At 66.4% G+C, this 19,324-nt stretch carries 20 protein-coding genes; 11 read left to right on the forward strand and 9 right to left on the reverse strand.

The annotated features are described in order from the left end of the window. Positions 1 to 38: 38 nt before the first annotated feature. The 3 genes from SMD14_RS04700 to SMD14_RS04710 all read right to left on the reverse strand — a co-directional run bounded on the left by SMD14_RS04700 (position 39) and on the right by SMD14_RS04710 (position 3,367). The gene (locus SMD14_RS04700; protein ID WP_321215492.1) at positions 39 to 989 is read right to left on the reverse strand and encodes a carbohydrate ABC transporter permease; all 951 of its coding nucleotides are present in this window, start codon (positions 987 to 989) and stop codon (positions 39 to 41) included. Continuing rightward, entirely contained in the window at positions 986 to 1,954 is a 969-nt protein-coding gene (locus tag SMD14_RS04705) for a sugar ABC transporter permease (protein WP_321215493.1), read from the reverse strand. Before SMD14_RS04705 ends, SMD14_RS04700 begins: the two co-directional genes overlap by 4 nt. A gap of 63 nt (positions 1,955 to 2,017) precedes the next feature. Next, positions 2,018 to 3,367 (reverse strand): sugar ABC transporter substrate-binding protein, encoded by a 1,350-nt coding sequence (locus SMD14_RS04710; protein WP_321215494.1) that lies wholly within the window; start codon positions 3,365 to 3,367, stop codon positions 2,018 to 2,020. A 270-nt stretch (positions 3,368 to 3,637) separates the two neighbouring features. Here SMD14_RS04710 and SMD14_RS04715 point away from each other — a divergent pair, with 270 nt between their 5' ends. Beyond that, the gene (locus SMD14_RS04715; RefSeq protein ID WP_321215495.1) at positions 3,638 to 4,561 is read left to right on the forward strand and encodes an AraC family transcriptional regulator; all 924 of its coding nucleotides are present in this window, start codon (positions 3,638 to 3,640) and stop codon (positions 4,559 to 4,561) included. A gap of 33 nt (positions 4,562 to 4,594) precedes the next feature. Here SMD14_RS04715 and SMD14_RS04720 read toward each other — a convergent pair whose 3' ends face one another. Continuing rightward, on the reverse strand, positions 4,595 to 4,990 hold the full coding sequence (locus tag SMD14_RS04720) for a DUF1801 domain-containing protein (protein WP_321215496.1): 396 nt from the start codon (positions 4,988 to 4,990) through the stop codon (positions 4,595 to 4,597). A gap of 55 nt (positions 4,991 to 5,045) precedes the next feature. Here SMD14_RS04720 and SMD14_RS04725 point away from each other — a divergent pair, with 55 nt between their 5' ends. After that, positions 5,046 to 5,372: a hypothetical protein gene (locus SMD14_RS04725; RefSeq protein WP_157238943.1), complete on the forward strand. Its 327-nt coding sequence runs from the start codon at positions 5,046 to 5,048 to the stop codon at positions 5,370 to 5,372. 172 nt (positions 5,373 to 5,544) lie between these two features. Next, complete coding sequence (locus SMD14_RS04730; RefSeq protein ID WP_321215497.1) at positions 5,545 to 5,889, forward strand: DUF1801 domain-containing protein; 345 nt, start codon at positions 5,545 to 5,547, stop codon at positions 5,887 to 5,889. Positions 5,890 to 5,892: 3 nt separating this feature from the next. Here SMD14_RS04730 and SMD14_RS04735 read toward each other — a convergent pair whose 3' ends face one another. Further along, a complete protein-coding gene (locus SMD14_RS04735) occupies positions 5,893 to 7,077 on the reverse strand; it encodes a metallophosphoesterase family protein (protein ID WP_321215498.1) in 1,185 nt (394 codons plus the stop codon). 141 nt (positions 7,078 to 7,218) lie between these two features. Between SMD14_RS04735 and SMD14_RS04740 the strand changes: the two genes are divergently transcribed. From SMD14_RS04740 to SMD14_RS04755, 4 genes are all read left to right on the forward strand, one after another. Then, positions 7,219 to 7,731, forward strand: a complete 513-nt coding sequence (locus SMD14_RS04740; protein WP_321215499.1) for a mycothiol transferase — start codon at positions 7,219 to 7,221, stop codon at positions 7,729 to 7,731. A gap of 219 nt (positions 7,732 to 7,950) precedes the next feature. Then, the gene (locus tag SMD14_RS04745; protein WP_157238940.1) at positions 7,951 to 8,328 is read left to right on the forward strand and encodes a VOC family protein; all 378 of its coding nucleotides are present in this window, start codon (positions 7,951 to 7,953) and stop codon (positions 8,326 to 8,328) included. Between the two features lie 263 nt (positions 8,329 to 8,591). Further along, on the forward strand, positions 8,592 to 9,719 hold the full coding sequence (locus SMD14_RS04750; RefSeq protein ID WP_321215500.1) for a DUF1524 domain-containing protein: 1,128 nt from the start codon (positions 8,592 to 8,594) through the stop codon (positions 9,717 to 9,719). 255 nt (positions 9,720 to 9,974) lie between these two features. After that, positions 9,975 to 11,909: a hypothetical protein gene (locus SMD14_RS04755; RefSeq protein ID WP_321215501.1), complete on the forward strand. Its 1,935-nt coding sequence runs from the start codon at positions 9,975 to 9,977 to the stop codon at positions 11,907 to 11,909. A 66-nt stretch (positions 11,910 to 11,975) separates the two neighbouring features. Here SMD14_RS04755 and SMD14_RS04760 read toward each other — a convergent pair whose 3' ends face one another. Continuing rightward, on the reverse strand, positions 11,976 to 12,410 hold the full coding sequence (locus SMD14_RS04760; protein WP_321215502.1) for a nuclear transport factor 2 family protein: 435 nt from the start codon (positions 12,408 to 12,410) through the stop codon (positions 11,976 to 11,978). 65 nt (positions 12,411 to 12,475) lie between these two features. Next, on the reverse strand, positions 12,476 to 12,874 hold the full coding sequence (locus SMD14_RS04765; RefSeq protein ID WP_321215503.1) for a DUF1304 domain-containing protein: 399 nt from the start codon (positions 12,872 to 12,874) through the stop codon (positions 12,476 to 12,478). A gap of 120 nt (positions 12,875 to 12,994) precedes the next feature. Between SMD14_RS04765 and SMD14_RS04770 the strand changes: the two genes are divergently transcribed. After that, positions 12,995 to 14,044, forward strand: coding sequence for a helix-turn-helix transcriptional regulator (locus SMD14_RS04770; protein ID WP_321215504.1), 1,050 nt, complete (start codon positions 12,995 to 12,997; stop codon positions 14,042 to 14,044). A gap of 36 nt (positions 14,045 to 14,080) precedes the next feature. On the opposite strand, the gene SMD14_RS04775 is transcribed toward SMD14_RS04770, so the two are convergent. Continuing rightward, on the reverse strand, positions 14,081 to 14,812 hold the full coding sequence (locus tag SMD14_RS04775; RefSeq protein ID WP_321215505.1) for a hypothetical protein: 732 nt from the start codon (positions 14,810 to 14,812) through the stop codon (positions 14,081 to 14,083). Between the two features lie 200 nt (positions 14,813 to 15,012). On the opposite strand from SMD14_RS04775, the gene SMD14_RS04780 reads away from it, so the two are divergent. The 3 genes from SMD14_RS04780 (at position 15,013) to SMD14_RS04790 (ending at position 17,947) form a co-directional block, all read left to right on the forward strand. Next, positions 15,013 to 15,954 carry an ABC transporter ATP-binding protein gene (locus SMD14_RS04780; RefSeq protein ID WP_321215506.1) on the forward strand — a complete coding sequence of 314 codons (942 nt, stop codon included), beginning with the start codon at positions 15,013 to 15,015 and terminating at the stop codon, positions 15,952 to 15,954. Continuing rightward, entirely contained in the window at positions 15,954 to 17,573 is a 1,620-nt protein-coding gene (locus tag SMD14_RS04785; protein WP_321215507.1) for a polyketide antibiotic transporter, read from the forward strand. The genes SMD14_RS04780 and SMD14_RS04785 overlap by 1 nt, the downstream gene beginning before the upstream one ends. Before the next feature lie 188 nt (positions 17,574 to 17,761). After that, positions 17,762 to 17,947 carry a DUF1660 family phage protein gene (locus SMD14_RS04790; protein WP_157238932.1) on the forward strand — a complete coding sequence of 62 codons (186 nt, stop codon included), beginning with the start codon at positions 17,762 to 17,764 and terminating at the stop codon, positions 17,945 to 17,947. Positions 17,948 to 17,992: 45 nt separating this feature from the next. Here the strand turns inward: SMD14_RS04790 and SMD14_RS04795 are convergent, their stop codons facing one another. Then, on the reverse strand, positions 17,993 to 19,279 hold the full coding sequence (locus SMD14_RS04795) for a hemolysin family protein (RefSeq protein ID WP_321215508.1): 1,287 nt from the start codon (positions 19,277 to 19,279) through the stop codon (positions 17,993 to 17,995). Positions 19,280 to 19,324: the final 45 nt, after the last annotated feature.

The following is a 19,324-nucleotide window of genomic DNA, read 5'->3' on the forward strand; positions in this document are numbered from 1 at the left end:
TTCTGAGTGTTGGGCGGGCTGGTTTATCTCACGGCCTGCTATTTCACGGCGCCGAGGGAGAGTCCCTGGACGAGCTTGTCCTGGGCGGCGAACCCCGCAAAAAGCACGGGCAGGGAGATGACGACGGCGGCCGCGCACACCTTGGCGAGGAAGAGGCCCTGGCTGGAGACGAAGCCGGTGAGGAAGACCGGGGCTGTTCCGGCCATGACGCCGGTGAGGACCCGGGCGAGGAGCAGTTCGTTCCAGCTGAAGATGAAGCAGATCAGGGCGGTGGCGGCGATCCCCGGCATCGCGACCGGGGCGACGACGGCGCGGAGGGTCAGGAGCAGGCCGGCTCCGTCGATCTGGGAGGCTTCGAGCATTTCCACCGGGACTTCGGCGAGGAAGGACCGCATCATCCAGACAGCGATGGGCAGGTTCATGGAGGTGTACATCAGGACCAGGAACCAGATGTTGTCCAGCCCGCCGATGGTTTTGGCGAACAGGAACAGCGGCAGGACCGCGGCGACGATGGGCAGCATCTTGGTGGAAAGGAAGAAGAACATTACGTCCGTCCACTTCTTGATCGGCCTGATCGAGAGGGCGTAGGCGGCCGGGATGGCCAGGACCAGCACCAGGACGGTGGACAGGACGGAAGCGGTGGCCGAGTTGATCAGCGGCGGCCAGGGGCTGACTCCGGAGCTGGCGCCGAAGAATTCCGCGTAGGCATCGAGGGTCAGGGGTGCGCCGATGGACGGCGGGTTGGTGGCGGCATCCGTTTCGGAGTGGAAGGAGGTCAGGATCATCCAGAGGACCGGGGCCACGAACAGCAGGGCCAGCAGCCAGGCGGCGATGCCGGCGGCGGTGTTGTTGCGCGTGGGATCCATCCGGGACTTGCCCCGGCCGGATCTTCCGAATCCGCGGCGGCCGGCCCCGGTGTTCGGGGCGGTGGGCGGTGTTGAACGGGCGAGGCCCGGCTGGCGGGGTTCGGCAGGAGTGAGGGTGCTCATCGTGCTGCCTCCTTCTTGAAGAGTGAAAAGACGGTGCGGAGGGCGAAGGTGGCCACGATGATGGTGCCGATGACCACCACGACGCCTGTTGCTGAGGCCAGACCGTATTCATTGGCGAAGTAGAAGGTCTGGTAGATGGAGTACGGCAGGTTGGCCGTGCCCAGGCCGCCCGAGGTGAGCGTGAAGACGGCGTCGAAGTTCTGCACGATGTAGATGGCGCCGAGCAGGCCGCCCAGCTCCAGGTACTGGCGCAGGTGCGGCAGGGTCAGGTGGCGGAAGATTTCCCAGGGGCTGGCCCCGTCCATCTGCGCCGCTTCCACGGTGTCCATGGGCCGGGACTGCAGCCCGGCGAGCAGGATGAGCATCATAAACGGCGTCCACTGCCACACCAGCGAGAGGATGACGGCGGTCAGGGGTGCCTGCGAGAGGAGGTCCGGCTGCGGCGGGGTGCTGCTGCCGAAGAGCGACCAGATCCAGGTCAGGATGCCGTTGATCAGGCCGTATGTCGGGTTCAGCAGGGCGTGCTTCCATACGAGGGCAGCAGCTACGGGAACCACCAGGAACGGTGCGATCAGCAGGGTGCGGGCAAGCCCGCGGCCAATGAACTTCTTGTCCAGGAGCAGGGCCAGGACCAGACCGATGACCAGGCTGGCCAGGACCACCGAGACGGTGAGGACGATGGTGGTGAAGATGGCCTGGCGCAGGTCCGCGTTGGTGAGGACCTCCACGTAGTTGCTGAAACCCGCGAATCCCGTCTGGTCCGGGCGGAGGCTGTTCCAGTTCAGGAAGGAAATGATCAGGGTGGCAGCAAAGGGAAGCTGCGTGACGATAATGAGGAAGACCAGGGCCGGCAGCAGTGGCGCGCGCCGTGCCCACGCCGTGGCGCGTTCACGGGCCCTGGCGTCTTTGGAAGGTTTGGGGGCGCTGTGCCCTGAACGGGCGACGCGCGCTGTTGCGGAAGTCATCATGTTCTCCTGCGGTTCTGTGGCCCGCCCGCAGGGCGGGCCACAGAACCGATTGGTGGGTGGTTACTTCTTGTACTTGTCGCCGATTTTCTGGGCGGCTTCCTGGCCCTTGGCCAGTGCGTCCTCCACGGTGCCCTGTCCGGCTATCGCCGAGCTGACGCCCTGGGAGACTGTGGTGCCAAGGTCGGCGAACTCGGGGATGCCGACGAACTGGATGCCAACCACCGGACGTTCCTGCACACCCGGGTTCTTCGGGTCGGCGTTCTCAATGGCGGAGCGTTCGGCCTTGAAGAACGGTGCGGCCTTCTGGAACTCGGCGTTCTCGTAGGTGGAGATGCGCTTGCCGGACGGAACCTTGGCCCATCCCAGCTTCGAGGCGACCAGTTCTTCATATTTCTTCGAGCTGGCCCAGGCGATGAACTTGCCTGCGGCGTCCTGCTTCTTGGACGCAGCCTGCACACCCCAGGACCAGGTCCACAGCCAGCCCGAGGAGTCGGTCTTCTTGACCGGGGCCTGGGCGTAGCCGATCTTGCCCTTCACCGGCGAACCCTCCGCTTCGAGGGCGCCCGCTGCAGAGGTGGCGTCGTACCACATGGCCACCTTGGACTGGCTCATGTTGTTCAGGCACTCGGTGAACCCGGCCTGGGCCGCGCCGGCTTCACCGTGCTTCTTGACCAGGTCCACGTAGAACTTGGTGGCCTCGGTGAATTCCGGAGCATTGACTTTGGCGTTCCAGTCCTTGTCGAACCAGGTGCCGCCGAAGGTGTTCACCACGGTGGTCAGCGGCGCGAAAACCTGGCCCCAGCCGGGCTGGCCGCGGAGGCAGATGCCCTTCATTCCCGGCGCGGCGCCGTCGGCCTGGGCGGCGAGCTCGGCCACCTGGTCCCAGGTGGGCTTCTCCGGCATCGTCAGGCCCTTGGCCTCAAGGATGTCCTTGCGGTACATCAGGAAGGACGACTCACCGTAGAAGGGTTCGCCGTAGAGCTTGCCGTCCTTGCCCGTCAGGGACGCCGTGTAGGCGGGAAGAATGTCGTCCTGGTTGAATTCGGCGTCCTTGGCCACACTGTCCAGCGGGGCCAGCCACTTGTTGGCGGAGTAGAACGGGATCTCATAGTTGGACAGGGACGCCACATCGTACTGGCCGGCCTGGCTGGAGAACTCCTGGCTGATCTTGGCCCGGACGTCGTTCTCCGGCAGGATCGTGTAGTTGACCTTGATCCCGGTGTCCTTGGTGAAGTTGTCTGCAGTGAGCTTCTGCAGGTCCTCCATCTGGGGATTGTTCACCATCAGGACATTGATGCTGTTCTGGTCACCGGCAGCAGTGCCGCCGCCGGCACCGGAGCAGGCCGATGCGGAGAGTGCGATGCACAAGGCACCGGCAGCCAGTGTGGCAGTGCGCATTTTTGGGCGCATTGAGGACTCCTTTGTTCTTCAGGGGGTGCGCAGTCACCACATCCGACTGCTGCGTCGGGATGCCTGACCGTGGCGCGGCGTGAGATCGGGAAGCCGATGTGCCGCTGATGTTCCTCAAGATTAGGCCGGTGGCGTGGGGCACAACTAGCGCCGTGGTTGCCGATTTCTGATACTAATTTTCCGCAGCAGGTCCCCGCATTAGGCGCTACTCTGGGGAAAGGTCCCTGGATCTTGTCCAGAATTCATAACCACTTGGGTGCGGAGAAACACATGACTGCCACGGACACAGCCGACGGAGCTGCGGCCCGGCTGGCCGAGAGGCTGCTCGGAATGCGGGCCAACCGGGAGATCATCCCGCCCGATCCCAACCACTCCGTCCGGTGGGTGGAACACAGCTACCCCAGCCCGGTGGCGCGGTGGAACTACCACCCCGAGTACGAGATCCACCTCATCCGCAAGGGCACCGGAAAGTTCATCGTGGGCGACCATATCGGCACGTTCGAAGCCGGCCACGTGTCCCTTGTCGGATCGGGGCTGCCGCACGACTGGGTCAGCGACCTTGAACCCGGCGAGGTGCTGGAGAACCGGGATGCCGTGATCCAGTTCGACGGCAAATGGGTTGAGCAGACGGCTTCGCTGGTCCCGGAGATGGCTGAGGTGAAGCCACTGCTGGAGCAGTCCCGGCGGGGGATCGAATTCCTGGGGCCCTCGGCGGAGAACGCGGCAGCCGCCATAGAAGCGATGGGTGCCAGCACGGGGCTGGTGCGGTTGCGCCACCTGCTGGACCTCTTTGTGGTGCTGGCGCGGGCTCCGCAGGAAGAACGGCGATACCTCGCGGACGAATGGTTCCGGCCGCAGCTGGATGGCCAGGCCGCCGCCGTGGTGGACATCGTGCTCGAGTACGTCTTCACCAACCATGCCGGCAGCGTGAAGATGTCCGAGGCCGCCGGGCTGGTGGGCATGTCCGAGCCCACCTTCTCCAAATACTTCAAGCGCGCTACCGGCCAAAACTTCAGTGACCTGGTGCGCAAGCTCCGGCTTGCACATGCCCGCCGGCTGCTGGAGCACAGCGACAAGGCCATCTCGGAGATCTGCTACGAAGTGGGGTTCTCCAACCTTTCCAACTTCAACCGCCACTTCCTGAACGACGCAGGGGAGACGCCGAGGAACTACCGCCAGCGCGTTCAGGGCTGAGGATCTCCTGGCAGCCGGCAGCTGGGCCTGGAACTACTGGCTACCCTTGATTTTCCGCCAGCCGCCCGCGCGGTTGGTTACGATGATTGCCCGGAACATCTCCAGCAGGGCATCCTCGTTGATTGGATCGTCCGCGTAGTAGGAAATCATCCGGCCCGTCTTGTTGCCGTGGCCGCCCGTGATGATGTTGTGCGGGTCCGGGGTGAGCCCGCCGTCGTACAGGAAAACATTGACGTGGTCTTTGGTGGCGAGGAGGGCGCAAATGTTGCCCTGCAGCACGAAGTACGGCTGGACCGTGCGCTTGATAGTCTCCTCGACGCCAGGGTCGGCAGCATGGACGAGGTCCCGCACCTTCAGGCAGACGGCCTGCTGCCAGGGCGGGAGTGCGCCGATGTACTGGTCAACACGTGGATCCTTCCGGTAGGTCATCCTTGAACTCCTGACAGGACTGTTACTGGCTGGGCAGCGCTCGTAGGGTGGGGCCATGGCTGATACATTTTCGTCCCTGATTGAAGCATTCAAGAACGTTGGCGTCTCCAAGGCCTATGGTGCGCCCGTCCAGCTGGGCGGGGAAGAGGTCATTCCCGTGGCGCTGGTGTCCTTCGGGTTCGGCGGCGGCGGGGAGGCCGGGCAGGACGGCGCCTCCGGTGGCGGGGGTGGCGGGATGGTGCTGCCGCTCGGCGTCTACCGGAACGTCGGCGGGCAGGTGGCGTTCCGGCCGAACACCGTGGTTGCCCTGATGTGCCTCGTCCCGGTCATCAGCGCTGTGGGCGCAGCCGTCCGGAAGGCGATCCTCGCCGCAAAGAAGTAGCGGGGACGCCCGGCGCCACGGGGCTGCGCAACAAGGCCCGGGTTCACTGCGCACGGACTGCTCCTGCGCACCGACGCCGGGCCTCACTGCGCCAGTCCGCGGCGCAGGGAGCTGCCATGGAGCTGGAACTGCCGTCCGCCGTCGTACATCCCTGCGGGGCTAGGATGGCCGCATGGGTGACGTAGACGATTCCCTTGCCGCGTTGGACGAGCCGGCGCGCGGCTGCCTGCAGCGTGTCATTGCGGCGGCGCGGCGCGTGGTCCCGGAGGCCGACGAAGGCCGCAGCTACGGGATGCCGGCACTGAAGGTGGACGGCAAACCGCTGATCGGCGTGGTGGCAGCAGCCAGGCACCTGTCCATCTTTCCGTTCTCGCCCGAGGTGGTGGACGCCGTCGCGCCCAGGCTGGCGGGCTTCTCGCTGTCCAAGGGTACTGTCCGGTTCACGCCGGACCATCCCGTCCCCGAGGAAGTGGTGGAGGAGATGGTCCGGCTGCGGCTGGCGGAGATCCGGAAGTAGCGCCTAGAGCTGCGCCGGGTCCAGGGGCAGGGGAGTGATCGGCTGGTCGTTCGCGGTCAGGTCGATGCCCAGGTCCTTGGCGAACACCAGGCGGGTCTCCTTGTAGATCCCCGCGTGGTTCTCATCCAGCTCGAAGACGCGCGCGCCGCGGAGCCGGTTCCGGTCGGCGCCCGGCAGCCCGTAGGCGCCGAATCCCGTCCCGGGTGCGTAGCCGAGTTCCACGCCGTAGTAGTTGCCCACGTAGGTGTTGACGTGGTCGTGGCCCACGAAGTAGCCGCGGACGTCCCCGCGTTCCAGGAAGGCGTTGAACAGCCCGGAGTTGAAGGGGCCGGGGCACTCGTCCTCGTTCCGCTCGCCCACGATGCCGTGCTTCTTCACCGCCCGCTGGTGGTCCGCGTCCGTCCGGGAATCGATGCTGGCGAACCACATGCTGCGGTGTTCGTGCAGGGCGATGTGGCCCCACATCAGGGAGGGGATCTTCCTGCCGTACTTCTGCTCGGTGGCCATGGAGAGGTTGCGGTACCAGGCCACCTGGTCCATGCGGACCCAGTCCCAGTCCGGATAGCCCTCGAAGTCCTGGCCGTTGATGGTGTCCGGGGCGTAGCGGCCGGTGTCGATGAGCCAGAGGCCGAAGGCTGGGTCCTTGGATTTCGAGGACTGCACCAGCAGCAGCGAGTTGGACGTGCCGGTGAGGCCATCGGTGGAGTCGCCGTTGACGTTGAATGCGTAGCTCTGCAGGAACTGCAGCATCCTGGCTTCGGTCATGCCGGTCCTCGCCACCGAGTCCTCGTCGTGGTTGCCGAACGTGACGGCCCACGGGATCTGCCGGCGTTCCATCGGCTGGACCACGTGGTTCAGGGCCTGCTTGACCTCGAGTTCGGTGTCGCAGCCGCCGTTGATCACGTCCCCGTTGATCACCACGAAGTCAGGCTTTTCGGCATCCAGCGTGCGGTCCATGAGCTCGATGGTGCGGCGGTCCGTCTGCTCGTCGTCCTGGGTGTCGTTGAACTGGATCACCTTGAACCGGCCGTCCGGGCGGAACGCGAGGGCGGGCTTGGGGGCCTTCGTTCCCGGTGCGGCGTTGGCTCCGGTTCCGGCCGCCGCGGTCATGCCGAGTGCGCCCAGGGTTCCGGCTGCCGCGAGGGCCGCCCGCCTGCTGAAGTTGGGCTGGTTGAGTTTGATGGTCATCGCTGCCTCTCTGCATTGTTGCGGCCGGGTTCCGGCCGCCGTCACCTGCGAGGGTAGGAAGCCCGGGCATCGGGGTGCCTAACGCATGGTGAACGGCACGTGCGAAGCTAGCGTCTAGGGGACACATACCGGGAGGGACCTGTGAAAACCAACGAACTGCTGCTGGACGCCTTCGGCCGGATCCGCGAGAACGTGGAGGCCACCCTTGACGGGCTCGACGGCGGGACGCTTGCCTGGCGGCCGGCCGGCACCGGCAACTCGATTGCCTGGCTGATCTGGCACCTCAGCCGCGTGGAGGACGCGCAGGTGGCGGACGTCGCCGGCCGCGAACAGGCCTGGACTGCCCAGGACTTCGTGGGCCGCTTCAACCTTCCGCTGGACCCCCGCGACACCGGCTACGGCCATTCCACGGAGCAGGTGGATTCGGTGCAGGCTGAGCCGGAACTGCTGCTGGAGTACTACGACGCCGTCCACCGGCGGACCGTGGAGTTCCTGCAGGACCTCGGGGACCGGGACCTTGACCGCGTCGTGGATACCCGGTGGGACCCGCCCGTCACGCTTGGCGTGCGGTTGGTGAGCACCCTGGCGGACTGCCTCCAGCACGTGGGGCAGGCCGCATACGCCAAGGGCCTGAATCAGGTGCGGGGGCAGTAGCAATCCCCTATTTCCGTAGGCACATTTCGGTTCCATAATGGCCACATAGGCTTCGGGGACCCTCGCGCCAATGACGGCTGGCGGGGCACGCAGAGTCCCAGGTGGCCGCCCCGGAAACAGGCGCGACGGGCGGCCCTGCGTTCCCGGACTTGGTGGTTCGGGTCCGCGCCCGGGGGAGAGCAACCGCCGCCAATACAAGAATGCACAAAGGAAATCACCATGCTCAAAGATTCGGCAATCATGGCTGTCCTTCCCGCAAAGGACATTAACAGGGCCAAGGATTTCTATCGGGACAAGCTGGGGCTGGAGCCTTCCGAGACAGTGGAGGACAACCTGGTGTACCGCTGCGGCAAGGGAACAAGCTTCCTTGTGTACCAGACGGAAAATGCGGGCACGGCCAAGAACACCCAGATGGGGTGGGAGACTGACAACCTCGAGCGCGACATGGAGGAGTTGCGGGGCCGCGGCGTTGTCTTTGAAGACTATGACTTCCCCGGACTGAAGACAGAGAACGGCGTTGCCACTGACTCATTTGGGAAGGGCGCGTGGTTCCTCGACAGCGAGGGGAACATCCTCAATATCGCCCAGCGCGCATAGCAGCAGCCACAAGCCCGCGTGAGCACGGTGCCCGCGCGGGCTGAGCCCTGCCTGTGCACCACCAGGTTGGCCGCACGACGCAGCGATTGTTACGCCCCGAATCCTCCGTGCCGCAACAACCATCAAGCCTTGATCAAAGTTAACGCAGGTTCTCCCCAGTTTCGGCGTCCTCTGCGGTTCGGGGAAATAGGTTCTTTCCATAACCAGTTTTGGCTAAGCAAAAGGCCCGGCTTATTGCCGGGCCTTTATTTAATGGGGAAACATTGCCGCCACGCGCCTTCACCTTCACCGTCGCTGGGATCAGCGCCCTGCTGGTCCTTCCGGTCCTCGTCGGCTGCGCGGGCCCTGCCGGCCTGAAGGCCGCCTCGCCGGAAACCACAACTTCGCCAGCCGCCGCTGCGGCGGGCGCAACCGCCAAAGCAACGCCGTCGTCGTCGTCCGTCCAGGAAACGGGCGCACCGCTTGATCCCGAAACCACGGACCTGATGCCGCAGGCCGCGGCCGTGGCGGCTCCAAGGACGCAGCCCGCGTTCGCCACCAGGGCGATGGACCTGTTGGCCACCCTTCCCATCAAGGGCCGGGCGCCCAGAACGGGGTATGACCGGGCGCTGTTCGGGCAGGCGTGGCTGGACGTTGACCGCAACGGCTGCGACACCCGCAATGACATGCTCAAGCGGGACCTCACGGGCCTCACCTACACCAACATCGTGCCCTGCAAGGTGCAGTCGGGGACGCTGGTGGACCCGTACACGGGCGCCACCATCAGTTTCCTGCGGGGGAGCGGGACCAGCAGCAAGGTGCAGATCGACCATGTTGTTGCGCTCAGCGATGCGTGGCAGAAGGGCGCCCAGCAGCTCACCACTGAACAGCGGACGGCGTTCGCCAATGATCCGCTGAACCTCCAGTCCACGGACGGCCCCACCAACATGAAAAAGGGCGACGGCGACGCGGCCACCTGGCTGCCGCCGAACAAGGGCTTCCGCTGCGAATACGTCTCCCGGCAGATTTCAGTGAAGGCTACCTATAGCCTGTGGGTCACCAAGGCCGAGCACGACGCGATGGCCAGGATCCTGGCCGACTGCCCGGGCCAGTTGGCGCCCACAAACCAGGAGGCACCTGCCACTCCGGCGCCCGCACCTGCTGTGGCGCCGGCTCCGGTAGTGGCGCCGCCGGCCCCTATTGCTCCGGCCCCGGTTGCTCCGGCCCCCGCTGCGCCGGCACCTGCTCCGGCCCCGCCTGTGGTGCCCGCCCCTGCCGCTCCGGCGCCCGCGGCCGCCTACTACGCCAACTGTGCCGCGGCCAGGGCTGCCGGTGCAGCACCGCTCTTCGCCGGGCAGGCGGGCTACCGGGCCGGCCTGGACCGTGATTCCGACGGCGTAGCCTGCGAGTAGCCGCTACCGCGCAAGTTCAGTTTGCTGAATGCCGTGGATACCTTCGTTCTTGGAGGTATCCACGGCTTTCGTCTGCCATCGTGTCAGTTGACAGCGCTTTCATGGCCATGACCGTAGGCGACTCGCACCAGCCTTTCCGGTCTTGTAGTTGATGAACCTGAAAGAAAGCTGAAAATTCCCTAGACATTGGAATAATTCCAGGTTTAGGCTGAGCGCCATTGGGGGCCAAAGAAAAAATTCAGCTGGAGGCAAGGCATGCCACAACGCAGTAGATTGGTTGTTTTTGCAGCACTAAGTACCCTGGCGCTATCAACGTTCGGTCTCTCGGGCGCCACGGCCCACCCGGACGGCCAGCACGGCATGGACGAAGGGCACCTCGTCGGGACCGGTGAGTTCGGGAAGATTGACCTGGTGGATGTGGTCCGCCTGACCAACACCCCTGACCTGATCGCAGATGTGAGTGTCTCGCCCGACGGAAACACCGCCTTCCTCGCCAACTGGGGCGAGCCTGACTGTGCGGGGCCGGAAACGGGCGGACAGACCAGCCCGGATGCCGGCGTCTACATCGTGGACATCACGGGCGTAGACCAGGGCACGGCCGGAGCGGCACCGAAACAGGTGGGGTTCATCCCATCCCACCAGGACACCCGCCCCGGCGAAGGCCTGCAGGTCGTCGAAATCAGCACCCCAAGCTTCACCGGTCAAGTCCTTGTGGTGAACAACGAGGCCTGCGGAAAGAACGCCAAAGGCGGCGTTTCGCTCTTTGATGTGACAGACCCGCTCAACCCGAAGAAGCTGTCCGAGAACTTCGGTGACCGCGCGCCGGGCAGCCGTGATTCCAATGAGATCCACAGCGCCTTTGCGTGGGATGCAGGGGACAAGGCCTATGTGGTGATGACCGACAATGAGGAGTTCACGGACGTGGACATCCTTGACATCACCAACCCGCACCGTCCGCGCCTGGTCGCGGAATACGACCTGAATGCCTTTGACGTGAATCAGCCCGACCTGGGGCTGACCCATTCTTTCCTTCATGACATGGTGGTCAAGGAAATCAACGGTCATTTCATCATGCTGCTTTCCTATTGGGACGGCGGCTACGTTCTCCTGAATGTCGATGATCCCGCCAACGCGGTATTCCTTGGGGACTCGGAATTCGCGGCAGTTGACCCCGAGCTCCTTGAATCCCTGGGGGTGTCCCTCACCCCTGAGGGCAACGCGCACCAGGCGGAGTTCACGGCGGACAACCGGTTCATCATCAGTACGGATGAGGACTTCGCCCCCTACCGCACGGACGATTTCAAGATCACCAGCGGAGCCAACCAGGGCACTTACCCCTCGGTGATTGTTTCCGGGGGCCAGGCACCTGCCGTCCTGCCGGACCTGACCCTGAATGGTCCTGTGGTGTATGGCGGCTACGCCTGCCCCGGCTCAGCGCCCGTTCCCACCCCGGAGAGCATCCCGGGATACCTGGAATCGCTGGCACCCGGGGAGGAAACCACCCTGGTGCTCCAACGAGGTCCGGTCGGTGACCCCAGTGCCCCGGAGGGAGCGTGCTTCCCGGGGGAGAAGGCCCATCAAGCAGCCCTTGCGGGCTGGGACGCCGTGCTTTTCGTCAACCACCACACGGGTGAGGCTGCCACAACTGAGCCGTTCTGCGGGTCAGGCGCCTTCGTGGACGAGATCGTTGCCGTCTGCACCACCCACGCGGCATTCCACCGGCTCTTCGAGCTGGCACCGCTGGATGCGCCGTGGACCTACCCCGAAGCCCTTCCCATCGGCACCGTCGGGGCGGACATTGAAGTGGGGTCCGTCTTTGACGGCTGGGGCTATGTCCACCTCCTGGACGCAACCACCCTGCAGGAGCTGGACACGTTCGCCATCCCCGAAGCCCACGATCCCGCTTACGCGCTCAATTACGGGGACCTCAGTGTTCACGAGGTAGCCGTGGACCCGCAGGATCCGTCCCTGGCCTACCTCTCGTACTACTCCGGCGGCCTCCGGGCCATCCAGATCCAGTGCAGCGACCCTGCCGACAACACCACCTGCGAACTGGTGGAAGTCGGCGGCTACCTGGATGAGGCAGGAAACGACTTCTGGGGAGTGGAAACGTTTGTTGGTGAGGACGGCATGACCTACGTCCTGGGCAGCGACCGGGACAGCGGCCTCTGGATCTTCACGGATCCGTAAACCCGGAACAAAACACGGAGGGGGGCGGCTGGGCGCCCCCCTCCGTCTTTTAAGCTCCGTCCTCCTTCACTGCGAGCTGAGCTCGCGCATCAGTCCGAGCTGTCCCAGGAACTCCAGCTGGTCGAAGTAGAAGTGGTGGGAGGTGATTTCCCCGTCCTTGACCGTTGTGACGTCGCAGCTCCTGATCCGGAGCGTCTTGCCCGTGGCCGGCAGGGTTTCGCCGGACGGCATGCGCAGCGGCCCGGTGTTGGTTCCCACGACGACGCCCTCATTGATCGCCACGTCCCCGGCCTCGTACTTGGCCGTGTGCTCGTACCGGACGTCCTCCATGGCCTCCCAGTAGGCGAAGAGGTGGCTGGTGATGGCATCACGTCCGCGGAGTTCCCCCTTGTCCGGGGTGTAGGCCACGGCGTCGGCGGCGTAACAGCGCGCCAGCGCCTCTTTGTCTTTTGATCCCATGGCCGCGGTGAGGCGGTCAGTGACTTCGCGTGCCTGTCCCATGTGTGGACCTCCCAATCAATGTAACTATTTGTTGGCGCCCGAAGGCTGTTGCCGATCGAACGGCTTCAGAACGGCAGCGCAACCAGGGCTATCAGCGCCGGCACGGTGGCGCCGAGGGTTCCCGGGATGCTGTCGCCCTTCTTCGGATAGTGGCCCATCATGTCCGCCAGGAACATGGCCGGAGCGGTCAGCACCATGTTCAGGCAGCAGTAGACCACCAGGGTGTAGCCCACCACCGTGTAGCCCATGTTCACAGCCACCACCCCGGCCAGGACTCCCAGGCCGATCACCAGGTTGCGGAACCCGGTGGGGATGGCCCACATCATCACGGCCGGAACGTTCCGCGGCGGGGTGCTCAGGAACTTTTGTGCCCCCGGCCGGTGCATCAGGAAGCTCTCCAGCGGGAACACCGCGATGTAGATCAGCGCGGCCAGCACCGCGAACAGCTGGGATACGGCGTTCATGAGGAAAAAGTACGACGCCGGCACCACCGGCCGCGATCCCCTCGCCGAGGGTTCAGGGGAGCTTGGGGAACCCCCACTTTGGGGGATTGCGCCGCCACCTGGCGGGCGGATACTTGACCTATGTGGGAGGAGCGCGCCGAGCGTGCCAGGCGGGAGATCGCCGCCCTGGCCGCCGGCGGGATGAGCCTGGCCGACCTTTATGAATCGGCGCTCGCCGTCGTGCAGCGGGCGGTGCCGTTCGAGCAGGGTTGCTGGGCCGGCGTGGACCCCGATTCCCTCGTGATGACCTCTGTTACCAACTGGAAGCCGTGGCCGGTTGGGGTGCGGGAGTACGAGGAGTACTCGGCCCGCTTCGCCGAAAGCGAATACACCGGCACCGAACCGAACAACTTCGCCGAGCTGCTGCGCCGCCCGCGGCCCATCGCCCGGATGTCCGATGCGCCGCACCGCGAAGTGGTCCGGAGTGTCCGGATCAACGACCTGCTCAAGCCCCAGGGCCTGGAGCACGAACTGCGGGCCGCCTTCCGTGTGGACGAGGCGTGCTGGGGAGTCGGCAGCATTTTTCGGGACGGCGGACATGATTTCACTGACCGCGAAGTCGAATTCTTCGGGGCCGTGACCGCCACGCTGGCGGCGGCTACCCGGATCGCCGTGCGAGCGGCGCACCCGCCGGGGCCGGCCGCCGTCGGGCCCGTGATTGTCCTGGCCGGGCTGCACGGCGAGCTGCGCGCGGCCACGTCCGCCGCCGCAGCCTGGCTGGCCGAGGTGGAGGACGCGGCGCCGGGCCGCTTCACGATGACGCTGCACTCAGTGGTGGCCCAGGCCCACGCCTCGAGGTCCGGGACGGCCCGGGCCAGGATGCGGGACGCCGGGAACAGCTGGGTGGTGCTGCAGGCCAGCCGCCTGATCACCGGGGACGACCCCCAGCAGATGGTGGTCACCGTGGAACCAGCCACCACGCACGACGTCGCCACCCTGCTGCTCGCGGCGTACGGCGTCACGGCGCGGGAACGGGAGGTCTGCTTGGAGGTGCTGTCCGGAAGTCCGACGGCGGACATCGCCCGGCACCTGTTCATCTCCCCGCACACGGTGCATGACCACCTGAAGTCGCTCTACGGGAAAGTGGGCGTGGGCAGTCGCGGCGAACTGGTGGCCAGGCTGGCGGCGTGAGGCCGTGCTGAGGAGAGATGCCTGCGCGGCGAGACTCTACTGCCGGGCCGTGTCCGGAAGATGCCGGGCGGGGTCGAACCGGTCGAAGGACGACGCGCCGATCAGGAAAATGCCGCGCTGGGGGATCAGGAAATCGCCCAGGCGGGTCTGGACGCGCAGGGGTTGCGGGGCGCCGAGGTCTTCGCCGGCAAGTGCGGCAGTGCTCCGGGAGACAAACCACATCCGGCGGGGTTTGGCGCGGAAGCCCTGGCGGTTGGGAACGGAGCCGGTCAGGCCGAGCCGCCCCGCCCCCAGCAACGGGCCTGAGGCGGCGCCCATGACCTTCAGGACTGATGTGTTCTCCAGAGCCTGGCCCGGCAGTGCGGTCAGTGCCGCCGTCATTGCGCGCGTAACGGGACTGGATTCCAGTTCCACGTCCCACGCCAGGCCCACGTCTCCGGCGATGCGCACGCTGAAGGCGGCGTCGGCGGTCCAGGCAACCTCGATGGGGCACTGGACCGCCGATTCCAGTGCAGCACCGAAGTAGCGGGCGCAGGAAACCTGGGGCGGGGCGTCAGCGTAGATGGTCCAGGAACCGGACGGCCGGCGCAGCCAGACTGATCGGTAGCCGGGCCCAACACTGGTGACGGGGAATCGGCGCATGGCCAGGACGTGGCCGGAACTGAACGGCAGCCCCATCACGCCGTAGCCGGAGAACCGTTCGTCCTCCCCGGGTCCAAGTTCGGCTTGGTGTTCAACGTCGGAGGCCTGCTCCCGGATGCTTTTCATAGCCTTTGCCTCCGCCTCGAGTGGTGGCGCCAGTCTACGCCCGCAAGCGGGATCGCGGGCGGTCTTCTCCGGGGGGCGGGACGCTTGTATGCTGAGGAACGGAGAGCCGGGAAGCCTGGTCGGCCCGTAGGCAAACGCCTTCGGAACGCCCCGGCGCCGCCTTGGGCGTTCGCGTGACGGACCCGAGGAGCAGACGGCTCATGGATACAGCACAACCTGTCATCGAAGCCCGCGGTCTTGCGAAGCACTTTGGCAGGACCAAGGCACTGGACGGCCTCAACCTGAGCGTGGCAGCGGGGGAGGTCCACGGGTTCCTCGGCCCCAACGGGGCTGGCAAATCCACCACGCTGAGGATACTGCTGGGGCTCATCCGTCCCACAGCAGGCTCGGTTCGCGTATTCGGGCTCGATCCCTGGGCCGATCCGGAGGCGGTGCACCGGGACGTCGCCTATGTTCCGGGCGATGTGAGCCTGTGGCCGAACCTTTCGGGCGGGGAAGTCATCGACCTGCTCACCGGACTGCGCGGCGGCGCGGACGAGAATCTGCGCCGCGAGCTCGTTGAGGAGTTTGAGTTCGACCCCCGGAAGAAGGCCCGGACCTATTCGAGGGGCAACCGGCAGAAGGTCGCCCTGATTGCAGCGTTTGCCCGCCCGGCGCGGTTGTACTTGCTGGACGAGCCGAGCGCCGGCCTGGACCCGGTGATGGATGCCGTGTTTCGCCGCCAGATCGAACGGGTGACAGGGGACGGCGCCACGGTGCTGCTGTCCAGCCACATCCTCAGCGAGGTGGAGCAGCTGTGTGACCGGTTGACCATCATCCGGTCCGGCGTGGCCGTGGAAACGGGCACCCTGGGCGAACTCAGGCACCTGCAGCGTACGCATTTCCGCGTAACGGGACTGTCCGACGGTGTCCGGCTGGCTGCCGTGCCCGGAGCTCACGGGCTGAGCATCAGTGACGGCGCAGCGGAGTTCGACGCCGATCCCTCGGATCTGGGCGCCGTGCTGGCGGCCATTGCGGAACCGGGGGTCACCGGCCTCTCCGTGGCGCCGCCGTCCCTGGAATCCCTGTTCCTGCGGCACTACAGCGACGGCGACAGCGGGGGAAACAGCGCCGGCAAGGGCCGCAGCAGCGAGGTGCGGTAATGAACGGCGTGCTGCGGCTGGTCCTGTTCCAGGCCAGGCGGGACAGGGTGGCGTTACCGGTCTGGATCCTGGGCATTACGCTGCTCGGCGTTGCCACCTCGGCTGCCGTGGCAACGCAGTTCGGTGCTGAGTCATCGCAGGCGGCCATCCTTACTGTGGCGGCATCCAATCCCGCGTTCCTGTTCCTCCGCGGCCTGCCTGACGGGACCGGCACCGGTCCGGTGGTTTTCTTCACGGCCTACGCCTTCACCGCGGTCCTGGCCAGCCTGATGAGCACGTTCCTGGTGGTGCGCCATACGCGTTCGGACGAGGAGCTCGGACGGGCTGAACTCTTGGGGTCCGTCCCCGCCCCGCGGGCAGCGTCCCTGATGGCAACGCTTCTGCTGGGCGCCGTTGCGAACCTGGTGCTGGCTGTGTTCGTCGCCGCCGGATTCATCGCAGCCGGACTGCCTGGCGGCGGCGCCGCGGGGGCCGGGGCCGCCGTCGGAACAGTCGGTGCCTGCTTTGTGGGCCTCGCCGCCGTGGCCGCCCAAGTGCTGCCCTCGGGCAGGAGCGCGAACGGTGCCGCCGCGGCCCTCGTGGGTGCGGCGTACCTGCTCCGCGGCCTGGGCGACGCACTGGGGACGCCGGCTGCGGACCTGCTCCACGTGTCAAGTGCCTGGCCGTCGCTGCTGTCGCCCATCGGCTGGGGCCAGCGCTCGCGGCCGTTCACGAGCCCGGATCCGTCCATGCTGCTGGTGCCGCTCGCTGCCGCCGTGGCCCTGGGAACTGTCGCCTTGGTGATCCGGCGACGGCGGGACGTGGGCGCCAGCCTGCTGATCCAGCGCAACGGCAGGGAGCGTGCCGGTGTGGGAGGCACATCATTTGTCGGCCTGGCCTGGCGCCTGCAGCGTTCTACGCTGGCCGGCTGGTGCGCCGGTGCGGCGGCCCTGGGTGCCGTTGCAGGGGCCCTTGGCCCCCTGGTATCCGAGACCGTGTCCGGCATGGCTCCCATCAAGGAACTCATTGACCGGCTTGTCCCGGGCGGCCGGGCCGGGCTTATCGACGTGTTCGTGACCGCCATGCTGGGCATCGCCGGAGTGTTCGCAGCGGCTGCAGGCATCCAGGCCGTGCTCAGGATGCGGGCTGAGGAGTCCGAGGGCAGGGCTGAACTGCTGCTGGCCACGCCGGCCTCCCGGACCCGCTGGCTCGGCGCGAACATGCTGATCGCTGCGGCCTCCGCAACCGGCGTCACCGGCACGGCAGGCGCCGCTGCCGCCGTCGGCCTTGGCATGTCAGGTGCCGCCGGCGGTCCGGCGTGGTCGCTGGTTCCTGCGGCCCTGGCTTACGTTCCCGCGGCTCTGGTGTTCCTGGCAACCGCCGCGGCGGCCGTCGCGTTGGCGCCCCGGCTCAGCATCCTCCTGGGGTGGGGGTGGCTGGCAGCGGGGCTTGTCCTGGGAGAGTTCGGGGAGCTGTTCGGCCTGCCGCTGTGGCTGCAGGATGCCAGCCCGTTCCGGCACTCCTCTGCCATGCCGGTGGAGCCCTTCAACCAGGCCGGGGCGCTGGGCCTGGTTGCCGTTGCCGCGCTTGGGACTGGACTGGCGGCCTTCTCCCTCCGCCGCAGGGACCTTACGGCATGAGGCCGGGCCTTATGCCACCGGGACCACGCAAAGGAACGCCTGGAGGTCCCGGTGGTGGCCGGCTGGCGGCGTGAGGCGGTGCTGCCAATGAAATTACAGTGGATGCGCCGTCCCCAGGCGCGTAGAATTTAGCCGGCTCCGGTGGTTCCGGCCCGGTTCCTACCGTGCCTTTTGAGATGGATTTCATCATGCTTACGAAACTGCTCTGCAAGCTGAACCTGGGACATCACTGGTTACTTGAAGAGGAACCCAAGGGGACCTTCCGCCGGCGGTGCACGCGATGCGGAAAGTACGATCACCGGACCCAAACGTGGACCGGGCACCTGGACTCCGGGGACCGACCGCCCCAGCACGACAGCCGGAAATACTACTGACAATGCTTCCGCGCACCGTCCGTGGCGGCGCCGGTCTACGCCCGGCTACCCGCCGGCGGGAGTGACGCGGATGCGGGAGATGCGGAGCCGGTCCATCGCCGTCACGGTCAGCACGTGGCCGGCCACCTCCACTTTGTCGCCGACGCGGGGGAGGCGGCCCAGCCGGTCAATGACGAACCCGGCCACCGTCTCGTAGTGCCCTTCCGGCAGTTCGATGCCGGCGGCCGATTCGAACTCCTGCAGGATCAGCCCGCCGTCCACGTCCACCGCCCCGTTGGTCCTGGTGACGCGGTCCTCGGGTTCGGCCCCGGTGTCGTACTCGTCGTAGATCTCGCCCACGAGTTCCTCCACCAGGTCCTCCAGGGTGACGATGCCGTCCGTGCCGCCGTATTCGTCCACCACCAGCGCAATGTGCTGGCCCAGCCTGCGCATCCGCGACAGTGAGGGCAGAACCTTGTTGGTGCCGGGCAGCGGGAGGATCTCCCGCGCGATGTCACGCACCAGCCCGTCGTCGTACTTCCCGTCCCGGGGCATGAGGTCACGGACGTGGATGAAGCCCAGGACGTCGTCGGGCGTTCGGTCAATGACCGGATACCGTGAGAACGGGCCGTCCCGGACCATGCTGCGCACGGCCGCGATGGTGAGGTTGCCGTCGATGAAGGTCACGTCGGTGCGCGGCCGCATCACTTCCTGCAGCGAGCGGTCCCCGGCCCCGAAGACGTCGCTGAGGATGCTCCGGCTGTGTTCCTCCAGTTCCTCGCTCTCGGCCACCATGTCCCAGAGTTCTTCGGAGCTGACGCTCTCCTGCCTGGCGTGCGGGTCGCCGCCGAAGAGCCGCACCACGGCGTCCGTGGAGACGGACAGGAGCCAGACGGCGGGGCGCATGATCTCGGAGAGGACCCCCAGCGGCGGGGCAAGGACCTTGGTGAAGCCGACAGCGCTTTGCATCGCCAGGCGCTTGGGCACCAGTTCGCCGAGCACCAGGGACAGGTAGGCCACCAGCAGCGTCATGCCGATGAACGCAGCGGGTTCGGCCGCGGCGCCGAACCCGATTCCCTCGAGGAGGGGCTCGACGTCGGGCGCGATGGTGGACGCGCCGTAGGCGGCCGAGAAGAAGCCGGACAGGGTCACGCCGATCTGCACGGTGGAGAGGAAACGATTGGGGTTGCCGGCCAGGGCAGCGATCCGGGCCCCGCGCTTCCCCGTTTTTTCCATCCGGCGCACCTGGCTCTCGCGGAGGGACACCAGCGCCATTTCCGTCCCCGCGAACACCCCGCCCAGCAGCACGAAGAAGAGGACCAACAGGAAATTGAGCAGCGTATCCGCGTCCATGCTCAGACACTATCGAATGGTGCCGTGCGGGTTACGCTTCCGGCC

Origin of the sequence: Pseudarthrobacter oxydans, assembly GCF_034258515.1 — a bacterium.
Classification (GTDB): domain Bacteria; phylum Actinomycetota; class Actinomycetes; order Actinomycetales; family Micrococcaceae; genus Arthrobacter.

What these genes read in the sequence shown, in the direction of transcription:
- SMD14_RS04700 (WP_321215492.1), bottom strand. Translation starts at nt 989, where the DNA reads ATGAGCACCCTCACTCCTGCCGAACCCCGCCAGCCGGGCCTCGCCCGT.
- SMD14_RS04705 (WP_321215493.1), bottom strand. Translation starts at nt 1,954, where the DNA reads ATGACTTCCGCAACAGCGCGCGTCGCCCGTTCAGGGCACAGCGCCCCC.
- SMD14_RS04710 (WP_321215494.1), bottom strand. Translation starts at nt 3,367, where the DNA reads ATGCGCCCAAAAATGCGCACTGCCACACTGGCTGCCGGTGCCTTGTGC.
- SMD14_RS04715 (WP_321215495.1), top strand. Translation starts at nt 3,638, where the DNA reads ATGACTGCCACGGACACAGCCGACGGAGCTGCGGCCCGGCTGGCCGAG.
- SMD14_RS04720 (WP_321215496.1), bottom strand. Translation starts at nt 4,990, where the DNA reads ATGACCTACCGGAAGGATCCACGTGTTGACCAGTACATCGGCGCACTC.
- SMD14_RS04725 (WP_157238943.1), top strand. Translation starts at nt 5,046, where the DNA reads ATGGCTGATACATTTTCGTCCCTGATTGAAGCATTCAAGAACGTTGGC.
- SMD14_RS04730 (WP_321215497.1), top strand. Translation starts at nt 5,545, where the DNA reads ATGGGTGACGTAGACGATTCCCTTGCCGCGTTGGACGAGCCGGCGCGC.
- SMD14_RS04735 (WP_321215498.1), bottom strand. Translation starts at nt 7,077, where the DNA reads ATGACCATCAAACTCAACCAGCCCAACTTCAGCAGGCGGGCGGCCCTC.
- SMD14_RS04745 (WP_157238940.1), top strand. Translation starts at nt 7,951, where the DNA reads ATGCTCAAAGATTCGGCAATCATGGCTGTCCTTCCCGCAAAGGACATT.
- SMD14_RS04755 (WP_321215501.1), top strand. Translation starts at nt 9,975, where the DNA reads ATGCCACAACGCAGTAGATTGGTTGTTTTTGCAGCACTAAGTACCCTG.
- SMD14_RS04760 (WP_321215502.1), bottom strand. Translation starts at nt 12,410, where the DNA reads ATGGGACAGGCACGCGAAGTCACTGACCGCCTCACCGCGGCCATGGGA.
- SMD14_RS04765 (WP_321215503.1), bottom strand. Translation starts at nt 12,874, where the DNA reads ATGAACGCCGTATCCCAGCTGTTCGCGGTGCTGGCCGCGCTGATCTAC.
- SMD14_RS04770 (WP_321215504.1), top strand. Translation starts at nt 12,995, where the DNA reads ATGTGGGAGGAGCGCGCCGAGCGTGCCAGGCGGGAGATCGCCGCCCTG.
- SMD14_RS04775 (WP_321215505.1), bottom strand. Translation starts at nt 14,812, where the DNA reads ATGAAAAGCATCCGGGAGCAGGCCTCCGACGTTGAACACCAAGCCGAA.
- SMD14_RS04780 (WP_321215506.1), top strand. Translation starts at nt 15,013, where the DNA reads ATGGATACAGCACAACCTGTCATCGAAGCCCGCGGTCTTGCGAAGCAC.
- SMD14_RS04785 (WP_321215507.1), top strand. Translation starts at nt 15,954, where the DNA reads ATGAACGGCGTGCTGCGGCTGGTCCTGTTCCAGGCCAGGCGGGACAGG.
- SMD14_RS04790 (WP_157238932.1), top strand. Translation starts at nt 17,762, where the DNA reads ATGCTTACGAAACTGCTCTGCAAGCTGAACCTGGGACATCACTGGTTA.
- SMD14_RS04795 (WP_321215508.1), bottom strand. Translation starts at nt 19,279, where the DNA reads ATGGACGCGGATACGCTGCTCAATTTCCTGTTGGTCCTCTTCTTCGTG.